Here is a 17,851-nt window from a genome sequence, read left to right on the forward strand (position 1 = left end):
TAGATTGTTGCACCGCGGTGAAATAAGCGCAAAATCCGCCCTGTAAAAGGTCAGTTATATTGCCCTTTATGGATAAAATGACGTGACATCATAGCGTTTCTCCGCCTAGCCGCACGGTCGAAAGGATGTGTGCGATGGCCGGGGAACAGATGTTGAAGTTCGTTGACCGCGATCAGGCCTATCCGGCGAAGCGGACGGCGGCCGAGCGGGCGGAGGATTTCCGCGAGATCGCGGAGCGCTATGCGGTGCCGACCGCCGAGGACCAGGCGGCGCGCTGTTCGCAATGCGGCGTCCCCTATTGCTCGGTGCATTGCCCGCTGCACAACCATATCCCCGACTGGCTGCGCCTGACCGCCGAGGGGCGGCTGCGCGAGGCGTATGAACTGTCGAACGCCACCTCGACCATGCCCGAAATCTGTGGCCGCATCTGCCCTCAGGACCGGCTGTGCGAGGGCAATTGCGTGATCGAATTTTCCGGTCACGGTGCGGTGACGATCGGATCGGTCGAGAAGTTCATCACCGACACGGCGTGGGAGGAGGGCTGGGTCGAACCCCTGGTGCCCGGCCCGGCGCGTGGCCAGTCGGTCGGGATCATCGGCGCGGGGCCGGCGGGCCTCAGCACGGCGGAATATCTGCGCGGCTACGGCTATGACGTCCATGTCTACGACCGGCACGATCGCGCCGGCGGGCTGCTGACCTACGGTATCCCCGGCTTCAAGCTGGAGAAGGAAGTGGTGATGCGCCGCGTCGATCGGCTGAAGGCCGCCGGCATCATGTTCCATGAAGGTTTCTCGGTTGGAGAGGATGCTTCGCTCGACCAGCTCAGGGCGAAGCATGATGCGCTGCTGGTCGCGACGGGCGTCTACAAGCCGCGCGCGATCGCAGCACCCGGGGTCGGCGCGGCGGGCGTGGTCGAGGCGCTCGACTATCTCACCGCGTCGAACCGCAAGGGCTTCGGCGATGCGGTGCCCGCGTTCGACGACGGGTCGCTCGATGCGAAGGGCAAGCATGTCGTCGTGATCGGCGGCGGCGACACCGCGATGGATTGCGTGCGCACCGCCGTGCGCCAGGGCGCCGCCAGCGTGAAGTGCCTCTATCGCCGCGATCGCGCCAACATGCCGGGCAGCCAGCGCGAGACGCAGAATGCCGAGGAGGAAGGCGTCGAGTTCGTCTGGCTCTCCGCGCCCCAGGCGTTCGAGGGTGGCGACGTGGTGACGGGGGTGAAGGCCAATGCGATGCGGCTGGGCGCCCCCGACGCGAGCGGCCGTCGCGCGCCCGAGGTCGATCCCGACGGCGGCTTCTCCGTGAAGGCCGATCTGGTCATCAAGGCGCTGGGCTTCGATGCCGAGGACCTGCCGACGCTGTTCGGCGCGGCGGAGCTGGGCGTCACCCGCTGGGGCACGCTGCGCGTCGATGCGAAATCGATGATGACCAGCCTCGACGGCGTGTTCGCCGCCGGCGACATCGTGCGCGGCGCCAGCCTGGTGGTGTGGGCGATCCGCGACGGGCGGGACGTCAGCGCGGCGATGCACGGGTATCTGAAGGCGCGGGCGCGGACGGCGCGGGCGGACAGGGTGAAGGTGGCGGCATGAGCATGGTTCTTGCCCTGCTGCTCGCGACGCAGGCCGCTCCGGCGGGGGCTGCGGCCCCGGCGCCGGTGGCGGTAGATCCCGCGCGCCTGCCCGTCGCCACCCGCGTTGCCGGGCGGTTGATGCCGGACGGCACCTATCGCACGATGATGAAGGCGATGACCGATCAGGTGATCGGCATGATCTCCGGTCAGATGAGCGACCTCCCGATGCGCGACATCGTGCGTCTGGGCGGCCTGTCGGAAGACGAGGCGGCGAAGCTCGGCCCGGCGACGATCAACGACATGATGGAGGTTCTCGACCCCGCCTATCAGCGACGCACCGACATCACGATGCGGGTAATCTTCGACGAGATGGGCGAGCTCATGACGGGAATGGAGCCGGAATATCGCGCCGGTCTGGCCGACGCGCTTGCGTCGCGTTTCACGCGCGAACAGCTCGGCGAACTCGACGCCTTCTTCGCGACGCCGACGGGCGCCGCCTATGCCGGCCAATCGCTGGCGCTCTACACCGACCCTACGTTGATGGCGCGGATGCAGGGCATGATGCCCAGGATCATGAGCGCGATGCCGGGGATCATGAAGAAGGTCGAGGCCGCCACCGCAGACCTGCCCAAGGCGCGCGACCCCGAAACGCTGACCACCGAGGAAAGGGCGCGGTTGGAAGCGCTGCTCCGGCTTGAGGACGACAAGTGATGACGACGCTGGCATCCGAACGCGCCCGCCTTGGGCGCGAGGGCATGTACCGCCCCGAATTCGAAGGCGACGCCTGCGGCGTAGGCATGGTCGCCGCCACCGATGGCCTCCCGTCGCGGCGCGTGGTGCAGGCCGCCGTCGATGCGCTGAAGGCGGTGTGGCACCGCGGCGCAGTGGATGCCGACGGGATGACCGGCGACGGCGCTGGCATCCATGTCGATCTGCCGGCCAAATTCTTCGACGATTGCGTCGTCGCCTCCGGCCACCGCGTGCTGCCGAACCGGCTGGCGGTGGGCATGATGTTCCTGCCGCGCACCGATCTGGGCGCGCAGGAGGCGTGCCGCACGATCGTGGAGAGCGAGATCATCGCGGCGGGCTGGACGATCTACGGCTGGCGGCAGGTGCCGGTGAACGTCGCGGTGATCGGCCAGAAGGCGCAGGCCACCCGGCCGGAGATCGAACAGATCATGATCGCCGGCCCCCTGCCCGACGAGGCGACGGCGGCCGAGTTCGAGAAGGAACTCTATCTCGTCCGCCGGCGGATCGAAAAGGCGGTGATCGCCGCGCAGATCCAGGGTTTCTACGCCTGTTCGCTGTCGTGCCGATCGATCGTCTACAAGGGGCTGTTCCTGGCCGAATCGCTGTCGGTCTTCTACCCCGACCTGACCGACGACCGGTTCGAAAGCCGCGTCGCGATCTTTCACCAGCGTTATTCGACCAACACCTTCCCGCAATGGTGGCTGGCGCAGCCGTTCCGCTGCCTCGCCCACAATGGTGAGATCAACACGATCCGCGGCAACAAGAACTGGATGCTCAGCCACGAGATCAAGATGGCCAGCATCGCGTTCGGGGAACGCAGCGAGGATATCAAGCCAGTGATCCCGGCCGGCGCCAGCGACACCGCCGCGCTCGACGCGGTGTTCGAGGCGATTTGCCGTGCCGGTCGCGACGCGCCGACCGCCAAGATCATGCTGGTCCCAGAGGCGTGGCAGGCCGGAGAAATCCCGCAGGCGCACCTCGACATGTACCGCTATCTCGCGAGCGTGATGGAGCCGTGGGACGGCCCCGCCGCGCTGGCGATGACCGATGGGCGCTGGGCGGTGGCGGGGATGGATCGCAATGCACTGCGCCCCTTGCGCTATACGCTGACCGGCGACGGCCTGCTGATCGTGGGTTCGGAAACCGGCATGGTCGTGGTGCCGGAGACCAGCGTGATCGAAAAGGGCGCGCTGGGCCCGGGCGAGATGATCGCGGTCGATCTGGACGAGGGACGCGTGCTCCATGACCGCGAGGTCAAGGATCGCATCGCGGGCGAGGCCGACTATGCGTCGATGATCGGCGAATTCGTTGGCGTCGACGACCTGCCGGATGCGCCGGCCTCGCTGCCCGTGTGGGACCGCGCTGCGCTGTCGCGCCGCCAGGTCGCCGCCGGCCAGACGCTGGAGGACATGGAGCTTATCCTGAGCCCGATGGTCGAAGGCGCCAAGGAGGCGATCGGATCGATGGGCGACGACACGCCGCTCGCCGTCATCTCCGACAAGCCGCGGCTCATCAGCCAGTTCTTCCGCCAGAATTTCAGCCAGGTGACCAACCCGCCGATCGACCCCCTGCGCGAACGGCACGTCATGTCGCTCAAGACGCGGTTCGGCAACCTCGCCAACATCCTCGACCAGCAGGCGGCGCCGTCGAAGGTGCTGGTGCTCGAAAGCCCGGTGCTGACCAACGGCGACTGGGATCGGCTGAAGGCGCATTTCGGCGCTTCGGCGGCCGAAATCGACTGCACCTTCCCGGCAGGCGGCAGCGCCGACGACCTGCGCCGCGCGATCGCCGATATTCGCGCGCAGGCCGAACAGGCGGTGCGCCAGGGCAAGTCCGAACTGTTCCTGACCGACGAACATGTCTCCGCCGATCGTGTCGCCATTGCCGGCGTGCTGGCGGCTGCGGCGGTGCACACCCACCTCGTCCGCCGGGGGCTGCGCAGCTACGCCAGCATCAACATCCGTTCGGCCGAATGCCTCGACACGCACTATTATGCGGTGCTGATCGGTGTCGGCGCGACGACGGTGAACGCCTATCTGGCCGAAGGCTCGATCCGCGATCGCCACTCCCGCGGACTGTTCGGCGACCTGTCGTTCGACCAGTGCCTGAGGCGGCACCGCACCGCGATCGACGAGGGGCTGCTCAAGATCATGTCGAAGATGGGGATCGCGGTGATCTCCAGCTATCGCGGCGGCTATAATTTCGAGGCGGTCGGCTTGAGCCGCGCGCTGGTGGCGGACCTGTTTCCGGGGATGCCGGCCAAGATCTCGGGCGAGGGCTATGCCTCGCTGCACCTGAACGCCACGCTGCGGCACGACGCGGCGTATGACAGCGCGGTAGCGACGCTGCCGATCGGTGGCTTCTATCGCCAGCGCCACGGCGGCGAGACCCACGCCTTCTCCGCACAGCTGATGCACACGCTGCAGACGGCGGTGGCGACCGACAGCTTTTCGACCTACCTCGCCTTCTCGCGCGGGGTGCGCGATCTGCCGCCGGTCTATCTGCGCGACTTGCTGGAGTTCAATTTCCCGCGTGACGGCGTGCCGATCGATTCTGTCGAGGCGATCACCGAGATCAGGAAACGCTTCGTCACGCCCGGCATGTCGCTCGGCGCGCTCAGCCCCGAAGCGCACGAGACGCTGGCGATCGCGATGAACCGCATCGGCGCACGCGCGGTCTCGGGAGAGGGCGGCGAGGCGTCCGAGCGCTACACGCCCTATGAGAACGGCGACAACGCCAATTCGGGCGTCAAGCAGATCGCCAGCGGTCGCTTCGGCGTCACCGCCGAATATCTGAATGCCTGCGACGAGATCGAGATCAAGGTCGCGCAAGGGGCCAAGCCTGGCGAGGGCGGCCAGCTGCCCGGCTTCAAGGTGACCGAACTCATCGCCAAGCTGCGCCACGCGACGCCGGGCGTCGGCCTCATTTCGCCGCCGCCGCACCACGATATCTATTCGATCGAGGATCTGGCCCAGCTGATCTACGACCTGAAGCAGATCAATCCGCGCGCTCGGGTGTGCGTGAAGCTGGTCAGCTCTGCGGGCATCGGCACGGTCGCGGCGGGCGTAGCCAAGGCGCATGCCGACGTCATCCTTGTCGCCGGCCACAACGGCGGCACCGGCGCATCCCCGCAGACCAGCATCAAATATGCCGGCACGCCGTGGGAAATGGGTCTGTCGGAGGTCAACCAGACGCTGACGCTCAATTCCTTGCGCGGGCGGGTGAAGCTGCGCACCGATGGCGGGCTGAAGACCGGGCGCGACATCGTCATCGCCGCGATTCTTGGCGCGGAGGAATTCGGCATCGGCACGCTCTCGCTGGTCGCGATGGGCTGCATCATGGTGCGCCAGTGCCATTCGAACACCTGCCCGGTCGGCGTCTGCGTGCAGGACGAGAAGCTGCGCCAGAAGTTCACCGGCGCGCCGGAGAAGGTCATCAACCTGATGACCTTCATCGCCGAGGAAGTGCGCGAGATCCTGGCCCGGCTGGGCGTCACCAGCCTGGACGAGGTGATCGGCCGCACCGAACTGCTCCGCCAGGTCAGCCGCGGCGCCGAGCATCTCGACGATCTCGATCTCAACCCGATCCTCGCCAAGGTCGACGCGACCGACGCCGAGCGCCGCTATTCGCTGCCGACGTGGCGCAACGCCGTGCCCGACAGCCTCGATGCGCAGATCATCAAGGACGCGGCGGCGGTGTTCAGCCGGCGCGAGAAGATGCAGCTGACCTACAGCGTGCGCAACACCCATCGCGCGGTCGGCACCCGCCTGTCGAGCGAGGTGACGCGCGCGTTCGGGATGACCGGGCTCGACGACGGCCATGTCACCGTGCGGCTGCGCGGTTCCGCCGGCCAGTCGCTGGGCGCGTTCCTGTGCAAGGGCATCACGCTGGAGGTGTTCGGCGACGCCAACGACTATGTCGGCAAGGGGCTGTCGGGCGGGATCATCGCGGTGCGCCCGATGGTGTCGTCGCCGCTGGCGTCCAACGAGAACACGATCATCGGCAACACCGTGCTGTACGGCGCGACGGCGGGCAAGCTGTTCGCCGCGGGCCGCGCGGGCGAGCGGTTCGCGGTACGCAATTCGGGCGCCCAGGTGGTGGTCGAGGGCTGCGGTGCCAATGGCTGCGAATATATGACCGGCGGCATCGCGGTGATCCTGGGCCATGCCGGCGCGAACTTCGGCGCGGGCATGACCGGCGGGATGGCGTTCGTCTATGATGCCGACGACGGTTTCGAACGACGGGTCAACCCGGAGACGCTGACGTGGTGCCGCCTGTCGTCGTCGCATTGGGAGAATGTCCTGCGCGGCCTGATAGAGGCGCATGTCCGCGCGACCGACAGCAAATGGGCTGCCGGCCTGCTCGAGGACTGGGACCGGGCAAGCGCGCGTTTCTGGCAAGTCTGCCCGAAAGAGATGATCGCGCGCCTCGACTATCCGCTCGACGATGCCGAGGCGCTGGTCGCGGCGGAATAGCAAGGACGGGTCGACATTCAGGTCAGACGCAGCCGAAAATGGCGGTTTCGCGTGACCCGGAGCGCAGCGTACTTCCGGTACGTGAGCACCGGAAGCACACGGAACCGCCGTTTGCGCAGCCGAAATGACCTGAATGTCGATCCGGCCTTACCCCCCAACCACCAGTTTCACCAGCGTGCCGGGGCGCAGCGCGGCGTTCGCCGCCAGCCCGTTGAGCGTCAGGAAACGCTCGCGCTGGAAGGACGGATAGGCCATCTGGCGCGCCAGGCTGTCGATCGTATCGCCGGCGCGGATCGTGTGGATGCGGATGCGCTTGCCGCGCACCGCTGCCGCTTCCGCCTGCGTCATCGTCGTGAAGCTGGCGAGCAGCGGATCGAACGCGCTCGCGCCGCTGCCGGCCGGGGTGACGATCGTCCAGACATAGGTGGTGGCGGGAAAGCCGATCGCGATCACGGTCGCGTCCACGCGCTGGTTGTTGGCGGAAGCGGTGACGCTCGCCATCGCCGCCTGGCGCCCGTTGATCGTCGTGCCGCGGATCTGGCCGGGGTCGATCTGCCCGCCCAGCGTCTGGAAGCGCTGGGTGACCGCCGCCGCTGGGTTCGTCGCGCCGCCGCCCGCCGTCAGCTGCGCCTGGCCGCGCTGGCCCGCCACCGTCACCGCCTCGGTCGAATTGGCGATGGTGTAGCCCGCGGGCGCGGTGAACCTGATCCGCATTTCCGGGTGAAGGAAATTCTGGCCGTCGATCACGCCCTGCGCGGGATCGTCATCGTAGGGCATGCCGTCGAGCATGCGCAGGAATGCGGTATCCTGTCCCGTGGCGGGCCTGCCCGCGCGGCTCTGTTGCGCCAGCGTGCGGGCGCGGTTGACGCGCTCGGCGCTCGACGGGTGGGTGCTGAGCCATGACGGTGTGGTCGCGGCGGTACGCCCCGCGACGCGCGCGCCCAGCGAGGTGCTCGCCCCTAGCTGATTGAGGATCAGCGGCGCGGCATTGGGGTTGTAGCCGGCGCCGGCGACATAGCGGACACCCAGTGTGTCGGCCTGATATTCCTGATCGCGACCATATTTGAGCGAGTAGAGCCCGGCTGCCTGCTGCGCGCCGGATCCGATCAGCTGACCCAGCGTCGAATCTCCCGCCACCGCACCGACCACCCCGGCCAGGATGCCGCCGATCGTGGAGGTCTTCTGTCGTCCAGCCGAATGGCGCGCGGCGACATGGCCCACTTCATGCCCCAGCACGAAGGCCAGTTCGTCCTCGCTGTTCATCAGCGCGAGCAGCTGGCGCGTCACGTAGACATAGCCGCCTGGAATGGCGAAGGCGTTCTCCACCGGCGAGTTGAGTAACTGGACGGTGAAGTCGTTCTGCGAGTTGGACAGCCCGGATTGCAGCGCCACGCGCTTGCCCACCCGCTCGACGAACGCCGCCTGCGGGCCGTCGTAGCGCCCGCCGAATTCGGCGACGAGCTGCGGATTCGCCTGTGCCCCCTGTGTGCGGTCCGACTGGGTGATCGCCCGCGCCGCCTGGGCCGAGGCGGCAACGGGTGACAGCGCGAGTCCGGCGGCAGCGGTGGCGAGGGTCAGGCGGCGCAGCATGGATCAATCTCCCTTGTCGTCGGGAGAAAGCAGATTTGGCCGGCGGGTTCCACAGGTGATCGCCGCATCCCCTGACGGAAGCGCCCTCCCCTCATCAGGCCAGCGCGCGTGCCCGCTCCTCGACCAGCCGCTCGAGGATCGTCAGCGGCACCGCGCCGTCGTGCAGCACTTCGTGGAACTTCCTGATGTCGAACTTGGCGCCCAGGATCTTCTTCGCATTGTCGCGCGCGCGCAGCCACGCGATGTGGCCCACCTTGTAGCTGCATGCCTGCCCCGCCTGGGTGCAGTAACGCTCGACCTCGCGCTGCGAGCGCGGGCGGGCGAAGCCGGTGGTCGCGACCATATAGTCGGTCGCCTGTTCGCGGGTCCAACGCTTGGCGTGAATACCGGTATCGACCACCAGCCGCGCGGCGCGAAACAGGAAGGATTGCAGATATCCCGCCTTCTCCAGCGGCGTCGCATAGCCGCCCAGTTCGTCGGCGACCTGTTCGGCATAGAGCGCCCAGCCCTCGCTGTACGCGCTGAAGCCGCCGACCTTGCGGATGATCGGCTGGTCGCTGCCCTGCGCGATCGTGATCTGCAGGTGATGGCCCGGCACGCCTTCATGATAGGTCAGCGAGGGCAGAGTGTATTTTGGCCAGTCGCCGACCGATTTCAGATTGATCCAGTAGATCGCCGGCCGCGACCCGTCGAGCGCGGCGCGGGTATAATAGCCGTTCGACGCGCCGTCCTGGATCTCGACCGGCACGGCCTGGATCATCAACGGGGCGTTGGGCGGATCGTTGAACGCGCGCGCCAGCTTCGCCTGCATCGCCGCGTTGCCGGCATTGAGGCCGTCGATCAGTTCCTTCTTGCTGGCCGGCGTGTCGAGGTACAGCTGGTCGGCGCGCGCGTTGAGCGCGGTCAATCGCTCGCCGACACTGCCCCTGGTCAGCCCCTGGCTCTTGAGGATCGCGTCGAGCTGCGCGCCGATCTCCGCCACCTGCTGCTGGCCGAGCCGGTGAACCTCGTCGGGCGTGAACTTCGTCGTGGTCGCCTGTTCGAGCGCGGCGGCGTAGAGTTCGGCGCCCTTGGGCACGTCCCACAGGCCGGCGGACTTGCGTGCGGTGCGGCGCAGCTTCGTCACCAGCGCGATCTGGCGGTCGAGCGCGGGATAGACCTCGCCCTCGACGATCTTGGCGCAGCGCGCGCCCCAGTCGCCGGGGATTTTCGTATCCGTCCGCCGCACGATCGAGCGGGTCAGCGTGCTGTCGACGGCGGCGGGCTTGCGCAGCGCGGCGAGCTGGCCGAGCGCAAGGTCGAGCGAGAAGTCCGGGGCGAGATAGCCGCGCGAAGCCTGTTCCGCCTGGTTCGCGCTGTCCTGGTCAAGCGCCCTGGCGAAGGCTGAGGTTCGCGCCAGATAGGCCTCCGCATCGGCGGCGTCGGCGATGCTGTGCGACGTGTTCAGAAAGTCGGGCGTCGAGAAATAGGCGCCGCCGTTCTGGGTGATGACGAACGGGCGCTGCGGCGAATCGAGCCCGAATTTCTCCGGCGCGACGGTCTGCGAAGCGAGCTGGTAGAGCACCACGTCGCGGTTGAGCACGGCGCCCTTTGACAGGGTCTTGGGATCGACCGCCGCGATCGCCGCGATCGCCGCCCTGGTGCGCGCGAGGTTCTCCGCCTTCGCCGCCGGGCTGCGATCCGACAGCCGGCTCTTGAGCGGCGCGCCCGGCCCCTTGTCGAAGCCGAGCGAGGTGGCGAGTTCGGGCGAGCGCATCACCGCCTCGCGGAAAGTCTTGTCGAACAGCGCGTTGAGCCCGGCGTCGCCCGGTCCGGCGGAGGGCTTGGGCGTCGCCTGCGCCATGACAGTGCCGGGCAGCAGGGCGACAGCGCCGGCCGCGGTGCCGGATGCAAGGAAATGACGACGGTCCATGGGCATTCTCCGGACGTGAGAGCGGTTGCGCGGAGCTTACGCCTGCCGGCGCGCCGGGCAAGCGGGGTTACGTGGTGCCTCGCGCAAGTGTGGCGCCGCCGTCAGTCGTCCATCCGCTTCGCTCCGTCGAGCAGCGCGACCCGTTGCGCGTCTTCCAGCGCCGTACGCTGCTTCTCGCCTTTGGTCCGGCCGAACTTCGCGCGGTTCGCCTGGGCCTCGCCCGCCCTCGCCGCTTTGGCCTTCGCCTTGCGGACGCGGTTGAGATTGACGATTTCGGCCATGGCTTCCTACATGCCGGTTCGACCCCTCGAATCCAAGGCAGAAGCGAAACATGGCCGGCAGCGTCAACAAAGTCATCCTCGTCGGCAACCTGGGGCGCGACCCCGAGAGCCGGTCGTTCCAGAACGGCGGCAAGGTGGTCGAGCTGCGCATCGCCACGTCGGAAAGCTGGAAGGATCGCAATTCGGGCGAGCGCAAGGAAAAGACCGAGTGGCACACGGTCAAGGTCTTCAACGAAGGTCTGGCCAACGTCGCCGAACGCTATCTGCGCAAGGGCAGCAAGGTCTATATCGAAGGCGCGCTGACCACCCGGAAATGGCAGGACCCGCAGGGCAACGACCGCTACTCGACCGAAATCGTGCTGCAGGGCTTCAATTCGGTGCTGACGATGCTCGACGGCGCGCCGGGCGGCGGGGGCGGTGGTGGTGGTGGCGGCTACCAGCGCGGCGGCGGGGATGATTTCGGTGGCGGCGACGATTTCGCCGGCCAGTCATCGCGCGGGGGCGGCAATTTCAACGCGGGCGCGCAGAAGAGCTCGGGCGCCGGGCGTGGCAATGATTTCGGCGGGGGTTACGGCGACGATCTCGACGACGACGTGCCGTTCTGATCGCTCGCTGTCCGGCCTGCGCTTACCTTCTGGCAGGATTTGCCGGCTACATCCTCGTGAATGCAGCCGATCAAAGCTCCATCGACCGTCACGGTCGAGTGCGTCGCCGGCTTTCCGGCGGAGATCGACGCGCTCGCCGCGCGCGGGCCGGTCGATCGCGGCTTCCTGCGCGCCGCCTGGTTCGCCGCCGCGACCGGAGATGACGGCCGCACGCTGATCGCGCGGCGCGATGACGGATCGCCGCTGCTCGCCATTCCCACCGCGCCCGCCGGCCCCGCCCTCGTCGGGATGCGTGCGGTGCCCGGCAGCTACTGGCCGTTCCGCTCGATCCTGATCGCACCCGATGCGACCGCCGAGGAACTGGTGGCCGCGCTGCGGCACCCGGTCGCGGGCGACATGCTGATGCCGATGTGGCGCCTCGGGCCGGTCTACGCCGACGACCCTGCCGTGCCGAAGGTCAAGGCGGCGGCGGGCCGGGCCGGCTGGACGGTGCTGACCCGGCGCGTGGGGCACAGCTTCACCTTCGATCTGGCCGCTGCGGCGGACGACGGCTGGCCGCGCAAATCGACCCGCCGGCGGCTCGCGGGCTATGAACGGCAGCTGGCCGAGCACGGGCCGGTCGCGGTGCGCCACCTGCACGGGGCGGCATGGGACGACGCCGTGCTCGACACGCTGGGCGCGATCGAGGCGAACAGCTGGATCGCCCGCACCACCGACGGCAGCGGGGCCAAGTTCCTGACCGCGGCGCAGCGTGACCTGTGGCGCCGCGCGCTCGCCGATCCGGCACTCGCCGGCAGCCTCTCGGCGACGATCCTGTCGGTCGGTGACGCCGCAATCGCCTTCTCGTTCGATCTGCGCGCCGGCGACCGGCAATATGCCATCGCCAGCAGCTATGACGATGCCTGGGCGGCCTTTCGCCCCGGACGGATCGTCACCTTCCATCAGTTCGGGCAGGCGCACGCGCAGGGCGTGCGGACGATCGATCTGGGCACGGGCGACAGCGGCTACAAGCGCGAGATGGGCGCGCGGGCGGGCTGCGAAATCCTCGACCTGCTGGTCGTGCGGAGCCGGCCGGCGGCATCGCTGCTGCGCATCCGATGGGGCGAGGAATCGCGGATCGGCCGCGCCGGATTTCTGGAGGGCGCCGGGGAGCGCCGCCGGTTCGGCGACCGGATCGAACCCTGGCTGGCGGCCGGCGCCATGGCCGCCGCTGCGCTTACGCTCGCCGAATAACCGTTACCGGCCGCGCCGGCGGCGGACGGGGGGCGGTTCTTCGAGGTCGACCGCAGTCATCTCGTTCACCCATTCATGCGTCTCGACGATGTCGGCGGCGACCGGACGTCGGGCGGCGTCGCGCGACGGGCGGAAACGGAAGCGTTCGACGATCAGGCGGCAGGTCATCTGGTCGAGCAGCGGAACCCCGCTGGTTCGGGTGATCCGGCAATTGCCGACGCGACCGCTGGTCATCACCGTATAGCGCACCCCGACGGCGCCGCCGCGCGTCGTTTCGCGGAGCGCGTCGGGAAAATCGGAGTCGCGCAGCCGGCCGCTGCGCCATTCGGGCGGGGTCTCGTCGCCGCCACCGCCGTCGCCGTCACCGCCCGCGCCGCTGCCCAGCCCGTTGCCGGTCCCGCCCGCGCCGGTTCCCGGCCCGGCGATGTCGGCCGATCCCGTCGAGGCATCGGTGCCAGTCAGCGGGACGGGCGCCGCGATCACCACCGGCGGCAGCGGCAGGGCCGGCGGGGGCGCCACAAGCTCGGTCGCGCGCGATCGCAGGTTGGGCGGAGACGCCGCGCCCTCGGGGCGTCGCGAGGGGGAGCTGCGCTTCTCGACTGTCTTCGGCTCGGTTCGCGGCGAGGGCTCGACCGAAAACACGCTCATCGCCTCGTCGTTGGTCGTACGAAAGGTCGTCGTGAGCCCGACGATCAGCGCCCACAGCAACGCGGCCTGGATCGCCACCGCGACGATCGCGGCGGGCAGACGGTCTCGGGTCGGAGGCGCATAGCCGGACATGCCGCCCGGCTAAACGCATCAAACTGAACCTCGGTTGAGTCGCGCGGATCAGGCTCCGGCGGCGGTCAGGCGATCCTGCTGGTCACGGCGCAGCGTCACGTCCCAGGCGCCGACCAGTTCGCGAAGCTGTTCGACGCCGGTCGCGCTGGCGATCGGCGCGACGACGCCTGGCTGTGCCATCAGCCAGGCCAGCGCGATCTGCGCCAGGCTCGCGCCCGTCTCCGCGGCGACCGCGTCCATCGCGGTGAGCATGGCCGCTCCCCTGCCCGACAGCAGCTCGCCCATCCGGCCACCACGGACGCTCTTGGTCAGGTCGTCGGGGGAGCGATACTTGCCGGTCAGAAAGCCTGACGCCAGCCCGTAATAGGGCAGGGCCGCGATATTGTGGGTGACGCAATAATCCTGCAGCTCGCCTTCGAAGCGGTGCCGGCTGACGAGGTTATATTCGGGCTGGAGCACATGATAGTGCGGCAGGCCGGCGTCGCGCGCGACGTCGTTGGCCGACTTGAGCCGCGCGGCGGAGAAGTTGGACGCTCCGACCACGCGGACCTTGCCGGCGTCGACCAGCCGGCCGAACGCCTCCAGCACCGCATCCTGCGGGACGGCGTCATCGTCCTGGTGCGCGTAGTAGAGGTCGATGCGATCGGTGCAGAGGCGCTGGAGCGAGGCCTCCGCCGCGGCGGCGATTCGCGCCGGTGCGAGCTTTTCGCCGCCCTCGCCAGGCAGCATGCCGACCTTGGTCGCGATCTGCACCCGGTCACGCTTGCCCGACGCCGTCAGCCAGCGGCCGATCACGCCTTCGGATTCGCCGCCCTGATGCCCCGGCACCCACGCCGAATAGACGTCGGCGGTATCGATCATCGTCCCGCCGGCGTCGACGAAGGCGTCGAGCAGGGCGAAGCTCGTCGCCTCGTCCGCCGTCCAGCCGAACACGTTGCCGCCCAGCACCAGCGGCGCGATCTCAAGATCGGTCGCGCCCAGGCGGCGCGGGGTCACGTCCCGTTCCCGGCGGGCGGCAGCGCGTTCGCATCGACCGCGTCGGGGTCGAGCATTTCGGCGGCTTCGTTGAGCTCCTGCGCCTCGTCGGCCGAGATTCCGCCCGGCTGGTCGGAATCGCCGGATCCACAGGCGGCCAGCGCGAGCAGCGGGGCGGCGGCAGCGACAAGGCGCAGGCGCATCTTCATCAGTCGCGGATCGTGTTGCCGGCGGAAACCAGGGCGTTGCCGGTGGCATCGGCGGCGCGGTCGGCGGCGTTGGCGGTGGCGTCGCCCGCCCGCTCCAGCGCCCGGCCGGTGGCGTCGGCCGCATTCTCGGTCGATCGTTCCGCCGATTCGAACGCGGCATCGACGTCGGAGCCCGCCTCGCGCATCGTCGCATTGGCATCGGCGGCGGCATTGTCGGCATCGTTTGCCATCGATTGCTGGGTCTGGTCGCTGCAGGCGGCAAGGCCGAGCGCGGCGGCGAGGCCGACGGCGGCGAGGGTCGATTTCTTCATTACGGGCACTCCTGTTGCTTGCGGGATACGTCGCAATGCGGAGCCAAACGCTAACGGAGGCGAAACGGTCTCACAACCCGTCGCAATTTTTGCTTGTCCACCGGCACAGGTCACGTGCGTTGACCTCATATAAAGATATCTTTATATCGTTATTCCGATGACCGCCGCACTCGATATCTTCCGTGCCCTCGCCGATGCGACGCGGCTGCGCGTGCTCGCCCTGCTACGCTCGATGGAGCTGTCGGTCGGCGAACTCGCGCAGGTGCTGGGCCAGAGCCAGCCGCGGGTCAGCCGCCATGTGAAAATCCTGTGCGACGCCGGCCTCGCCGAGCGGCGCAAGGAAGGCAGCTGGGTATTCGTCGCGCTGGGTGCGGAGGCCCAGGTGGCGCCGGTGCTCGCCGCGCTCGACGCCTGGTGCCATGGCGAGCCCGATCACTGGGCGGTCGCCGACGCCGCCCGGCTCGCCGCCGTCCGCGCCGATCGCGCCGTCGCGGCGGCCGAATGGTTCGAGGCGCACGCCAGCGACTGGGACGCGATCCGGTCGCTGCACGTGGCCGAGGAACAGGTGGAGGCGGCGATGGCCCGCGTCGTCGGCCAGGCGGCACTGGGCACGATTATCGACATCGGCACCGGCACCGGGCGGATGCTCGAACTGTTCGCGCCGCAGGCCGCGCGCGCGCTTGGCATTGATCGCTCGTCGGAGATGCTGCGGCTGGCGCGCGCCAAGCTCGATCATCAGGCCAATGCCGAACTGCGCCAGGCCGATCTCTACGCGCTGCCGCTGCGTGACGAGGACGCCGATCTGGCGATCCTCCACCATGTCCTGCATTTCGCGCAGCAGCCGGGCGCCGCGATCCGCGAGGCGGCGCGGGTGCTGCGCGGCGGCGGACGGCTGCTGATCGCCGATTTCGCGCCCCATGATCGCGAGGATCTGCGAAGCCGCGACGCGCATACGCGCCTCGGCTTCTCCGACGATCAGATGCTCGGCTGGTTCGAAGCTGCGGGCCTGGCGCCCGCGCAGGTCGAGACGCTGGAAGGTGGCGAACTGACGGTGAAACTGTGGCTGGCGCGCAAGGCGTCGGCGACTCTCAAGGAAGTGAAGGCGGCGTGATGGTATCGCTTGTTGCCATGGAAGAAGCGCGGCGTGCGCTCGACGTGCCCTTGTTCGCGGATGTCGCGGGGGATGTGGGCGTCAGCTTCGAATTCTTCCCGCCCAAGACCGAGAAGATGGAAGCGACGCTGTGGGATTCGATCGAGACGCTCGGGCCGCTCGATCCCCGCTTCGTCTCCGTCACCTATGGCGCCGGCGGCACCACGCGTGAGCGGACCCACGCGACGGTCGCGCGAATCGCCCGCGACACCGCGATCCCCGCCGCGGCGCACCTGACCTGCGTCGAGGCGAGCCGCGACGAAATCGACGCGGTGGCACGCGATTATTGGGCGGCGGGCGTACGGCATATCGTGGCGCTGCGCGGCGATCCGCCGACGGCGGGCGCGAAGTTCATCTCGCCCGAGGGCGGTTACGAGAACGCCGCCGCGCTGGTCGCGGGGTTGAAGAAGCTCCACCCGTTCGAGATTTCGGTCGCGGCCTATCCCGAATGCCACCCTGACTCGCCCGATGCGACGCACGACCTCGACAATCTGAAGCGCAAGCTCGACGCCGGGGCGACGCGCGCGATCACCCAGTTCTTTTTCGAACCCGAGACCTATTTCCGCTTCCGCGATGCGGCCGCCGCCGCCGGCATCACCGCGGAGATCGTACCCGGCATCATGCCGATAATGAGCTTCGCCGCGGTCCAGCGCATGTCGGCGATGTGCGGCACCGCCGTCCCGCCGTGGATGGCGCGGCTGTTCGAGGGGCTCGACGACCATCCCGCCGCGCGCCAGCTGGTCGCGGCGACGGTGGCGGCGGAGCTGTGCCGCAAGCTCTACGCCGGCGGCGAGCGCAACTTCCATTTCTACACGCTCAACCGGGCGGAACTGAGCTACGCGATCTGCCACCTGCTGGGCCTGCGGCCGGTGGCGACGACGCAGGAGACAACGGCATGACCCCGCGCGAATCCCTGCTGGCCGAAGCCGCGAAGCGCATCCTCATCACCGATGGCGCGTTCGGCACCGAAATCCAGAACTGGAAGCTTTCGGAAGCCGATTATGCCGGCACGCTCACGCTGGGCCACGACCAGAAGGGCAACAACGACATATTGGCGATCACGAAGCCGGAAGTGCCGGAGACGATCACCCGCGCCTATCTGGACGCGGGGTCGGACATCGTCTCGACCAACACGTTCAGCGCCAACGTCATCAGCCAGGCCGATTACGGGGCCGAGGCCCTTGTCGCAGACATCAACATCCAGAGCGCGAGGATCGCGCGAACTCTTGCCGACGAATATGCGGCGAAGGACGGCCGCCCGCGCTTCGTCGCCGGCGCGATCGGGCCGACCAACAAGACGCTGTCGCTGTCGCCCGACGTCAACGACCCCGGCTATCGTGAGATCGACTTCGACTATCTGAAGCAGGTTTACCGCGACCAGACCGACGCGCTGGTCGAAGGCGGCGCCGACTTCATCCTGATCGAGACGGTGTTCGACACGCTGAACGCCAAGGCCGGGGTGATGGCCGCGATCGAGGCGGGCGAGGCGCTGGGCCGCGACCTGCCGATCATGCTGTCGATGACGCTGACCGACCTGTCGGGCCGCAACCTGTCGGGGCACACGGTCGAGGCGTTCTGGCACGCGGTGCGCCACGCGCGGCCGGTGACGATCGGGCTGAACTGTTCGTTCGGTGCCGAACAGCTTCGGCCGCACGTCAAGACGCTGTCGGCCATCGCCGACACGCTCATCATGGTCTATCCCAACGCGGGCCTGCCCAACGAACTGGGCGCGTATGACGAACTGCCGGAAACCACCGCCGCGCTGGTGCGCGAATGGGCCGATGCGGGGCAGGTCAACGTGCTGGGCGGTTGCTGCGGATCGACGCCCGCCCACATCAAGGCGATCGCCGACACGGTGCGCGGGCTGACCCCGCGCGTGCCGGCGGAGCCGCCGGTGCGGACACGCCTCGCCGGCCTCGAACCGTTCACGATGGCGGCGTGACACACGGGCTTCGCTCCAGCGCACGCTGGGGCATCGCTGTTATGAAGCGTGCGCTTGCCGCACGA

General features: G+C 68.5%; 15 protein-coding genes. 8 read left to right on the plus strand and 7 right to left on the minus strand.

Translation table 11 applies throughout. The annotated features are described in order from the left end of the window. Positions 1-134 precede the first annotated feature (134 nt). From VYI76_RS02230 to gltB, 3 genes are read left to right on the plus strand one after another with little or no spacing between them, the layout of a single operon-like run. Positions 135-1,592, plus strand: a complete 1,458-nt coding sequence (locus VYI76_RS02230; RefSeq protein WP_326523140.1) for an NAD(P)-dependent oxidoreductase — start codon at positions 135-137, stop codon at positions 1,590-1,592. Then, complete coding sequence (locus VYI76_RS02235) at positions 1,589-2,284, plus strand: hypothetical protein (protein WP_326523141.1); 696 nt, start codon at positions 1,589-1,591, stop codon at positions 2,282-2,284. The genes VYI76_RS02230 and VYI76_RS02235 overlap by 4 nt, the downstream gene beginning before the upstream one ends. Continuing rightward, positions 2,284-6,798 (plus strand): glutamate synthase large subunit, encoded by a 4,515-nt coding sequence (gene gltB / locus VYI76_RS02240; RefSeq protein WP_326523142.1) that lies wholly within the window; start codon positions 2,284-2,286, stop codon positions 6,796-6,798. The genes VYI76_RS02235 and gltB overlap by 1 nt, the downstream gene beginning before the upstream one ends. 147 nt (positions 6,799-6,945) lie before the next feature. Here gltB and VYI76_RS02245 read toward each other — a convergent pair whose 3' ends face one another. The 3 genes from VYI76_RS02245 to VYI76_RS02255 form a co-directional block, all read right to left on the minus strand. Continuing rightward, complete coding sequence (locus VYI76_RS02245; protein WP_326523143.1) at positions 6,946-8,388, minus strand: M48 family metalloprotease; 1,443 nt, start codon at positions 8,386-8,388, stop codon at positions 6,946-6,948. Positions 8,389-8,482: 94 nt separating this feature from the next. Next, complete coding sequence (locus VYI76_RS02250; RefSeq protein ID WP_326523144.1) at positions 8,483-10,300, minus strand: DUF885 domain-containing protein; 1,818 nt, start codon at positions 10,298-10,300, stop codon at positions 8,483-8,485. Between the two features lie 101 nt (positions 10,301-10,401). After that, positions 10,402-10,581, minus strand: coding sequence for a DUF4169 family protein (locus VYI76_RS02255; RefSeq protein ID WP_326523145.1), 180 nt, complete (start codon positions 10,579-10,581; stop codon positions 10,402-10,404). Between the two features lie 50 nt (positions 10,582-10,631). Between VYI76_RS02255 and ssb the strand changes: the two genes are divergently transcribed. Both ssb and VYI76_RS02265 read left to right on the plus strand, forming a co-directional pair. After that, positions 10,632-11,186 carry a single-stranded DNA-binding protein gene (gene ssb, locus VYI76_RS02260; protein WP_326523146.1) on the plus strand — a complete coding sequence of 185 codons (555 nt, stop codon included), beginning with the start codon at positions 10,632-10,634 and terminating at the stop codon, positions 11,184-11,186. A 60-nt stretch (positions 11,187-11,246) separates the two neighbouring features. Beyond that, complete coding sequence (locus tag VYI76_RS02265) at positions 11,247-12,419, plus strand: GNAT family N-acetyltransferase (protein ID WP_326523147.1); 1,173 nt, start codon at positions 11,247-11,249, stop codon at positions 12,417-12,419. 3 nt (positions 12,420-12,422) lie between these two features. Here the strand turns inward: VYI76_RS02265 and VYI76_RS02270 are convergent, their stop codons facing one another. Genes VYI76_RS02270 through VYI76_RS02285 form a run of 4 tightly spaced genes read right to left on the minus strand, consistent with a single transcriptional unit; the run spans position 12,423 to position 14,694 of the window. Beyond that, entirely contained in the window at positions 12,423-13,199 is a 777-nt protein-coding gene (locus tag VYI76_RS02270) for an energy transducer TonB (RefSeq protein WP_326523148.1), read from the minus strand. A 48-nt stretch (positions 13,200-13,247) separates the two neighbouring features. Then, entirely contained in the window at positions 13,248-14,195 is a 948-nt protein-coding gene (locus VYI76_RS02275) for an aldo/keto reductase (protein ID WP_326523149.1), read from the minus strand. Further along, positions 14,192-14,383 (minus strand): hypothetical protein, encoded by a 192-nt coding sequence (locus VYI76_RS02280; protein WP_326523150.1) that lies wholly within the window; start codon positions 14,381-14,383, stop codon positions 14,192-14,194. Before VYI76_RS02280 ends, VYI76_RS02275 begins: the two co-directional genes overlap by 4 nt. Continuing rightward, positions 14,383-14,694, minus strand: a complete 312-nt coding sequence (locus VYI76_RS02285; RefSeq protein ID WP_326523151.1) for a hypothetical protein — start codon at positions 14,692-14,694, stop codon at positions 14,383-14,385. Before VYI76_RS02285 ends, VYI76_RS02280 begins: the two co-directional genes overlap by 1 nt. Before the next feature lie 157 nt (positions 14,695-14,851). Between VYI76_RS02285 and VYI76_RS02290 the strand changes: the two genes are divergently transcribed. From VYI76_RS02290 to VYI76_RS02300, 3 genes are read left to right on the plus strand one after another with little or no spacing between them, the layout of a single operon-like run. Then, complete coding sequence (locus tag VYI76_RS02290; protein ID WP_326523152.1) at positions 14,852-15,805, plus strand: ArsR/SmtB family transcription factor; 954 nt, start codon at positions 14,852-14,854, stop codon at positions 15,803-15,805. Continuing rightward, entirely contained in the window at positions 15,805-16,743 is a 939-nt protein-coding gene (gene metF, locus VYI76_RS02295) for a methylenetetrahydrofolate reductase [NAD(P)H] (protein ID WP_443018888.1), read from the plus strand. The genes VYI76_RS02290 and metF overlap by 1 nt, the downstream gene beginning before the upstream one ends. After that, the gene (locus tag VYI76_RS02300) at positions 16,740-17,786 is read left to right on the plus strand and encodes a homocysteine S-methyltransferase family protein (RefSeq protein ID WP_326523154.1); all 1,047 of its coding nucleotides are present in this window, start codon (positions 16,740-16,742) and stop codon (positions 17,784-17,786) included. Before metF ends, VYI76_RS02300 begins: the two co-directional genes overlap by 4 nt. Positions 17,787-17,851: the final 65 nt, after the last annotated feature.

The sequence above is a fragment of the Sphingomonas sp. genome, assembly GCF_035910975.1.
In the GTDB taxonomy this organism is placed as follows: Bacteria; Pseudomonadota; Alphaproteobacteria; order Sphingomonadales; family Sphingomonadaceae; genus Sphingomonas.

Bases quoted from the DNA above. Each gene is read 5' to 3' on its own strand.
- VYI76_RS02230 (WP_326523140.1), top strand. From the start codon at position 135: ATGGCCGGGGAACAGATGTTGAAGTTCGTTGACCGCGATCAGGCCTAT.
- VYI76_RS02235 (WP_326523141.1), top strand. From the start codon at position 1,589: ATGAGCATGGTTCTTGCCCTGCTGCTCGCGACGCAGGCCGCTCCGGCG.
- gltB (WP_326523142.1), top strand. From the start codon at position 2,284: ATGACGACGCTGGCATCCGAACGCGCCCGCCTTGGGCGCGAGGGCATG.
- VYI76_RS02245 (WP_326523143.1), bottom strand. From the start codon at position 8,388: ATGCTGCGCCGCCTGACCCTCGCCACCGCTGCCGCCGGACTCGCGCTG.
- VYI76_RS02250 (WP_326523144.1), bottom strand. From the start codon at position 10,300: ATGGACCGTCGTCATTTCCTTGCATCCGGCACCGCGGCCGGCGCTGTC.
- VYI76_RS02255 (WP_326523145.1), bottom strand. From the start codon at position 10,581: ATGGCCGAAATCGTCAATCTCAACCGCGTCCGCAAGGCGAAGGCCAAA.
- ssb (WP_326523146.1), top strand. From the start codon at position 10,632: ATGGCCGGCAGCGTCAACAAAGTCATCCTCGTCGGCAACCTGGGGCGC.
- VYI76_RS02265 (WP_326523147.1), top strand. From the start codon at position 11,247: ATGCAGCCGATCAAAGCTCCATCGACCGTCACGGTCGAGTGCGTCGCC.
- VYI76_RS02270 (WP_326523148.1), bottom strand. From the start codon at position 13,199: ATGTCCGGCTATGCGCCTCCGACCCGAGACCGTCTGCCCGCCGCGATC.
- VYI76_RS02280 (WP_326523150.1), bottom strand. From the start codon at position 14,383: ATGAAGATGCGCCTGCGCCTTGTCGCTGCCGCCGCCCCGCTGCTCGCG.
- VYI76_RS02285 (WP_326523151.1), bottom strand. From the start codon at position 14,694: ATGAAGAAATCGACCCTCGCCGCCGTCGGCCTCGCCGCCGCGCTCGGC.
- VYI76_RS02290 (WP_326523152.1), top strand. From the start codon at position 14,852: ATGACCGCCGCACTCGATATCTTCCGTGCCCTCGCCGATGCGACGCGG.
- metF (WP_443018888.1), top strand. From the start codon at position 15,805: ATGGTATCGCTTGTTGCCATGGAAGAAGCGCGGCGTGCGCTCGACGTG.
- VYI76_RS02300 (WP_326523154.1), top strand. From the start codon at position 16,740: ATGACCCCGCGCGAATCCCTGCTGGCCGAAGCCGCGAAGCGCATCCTC.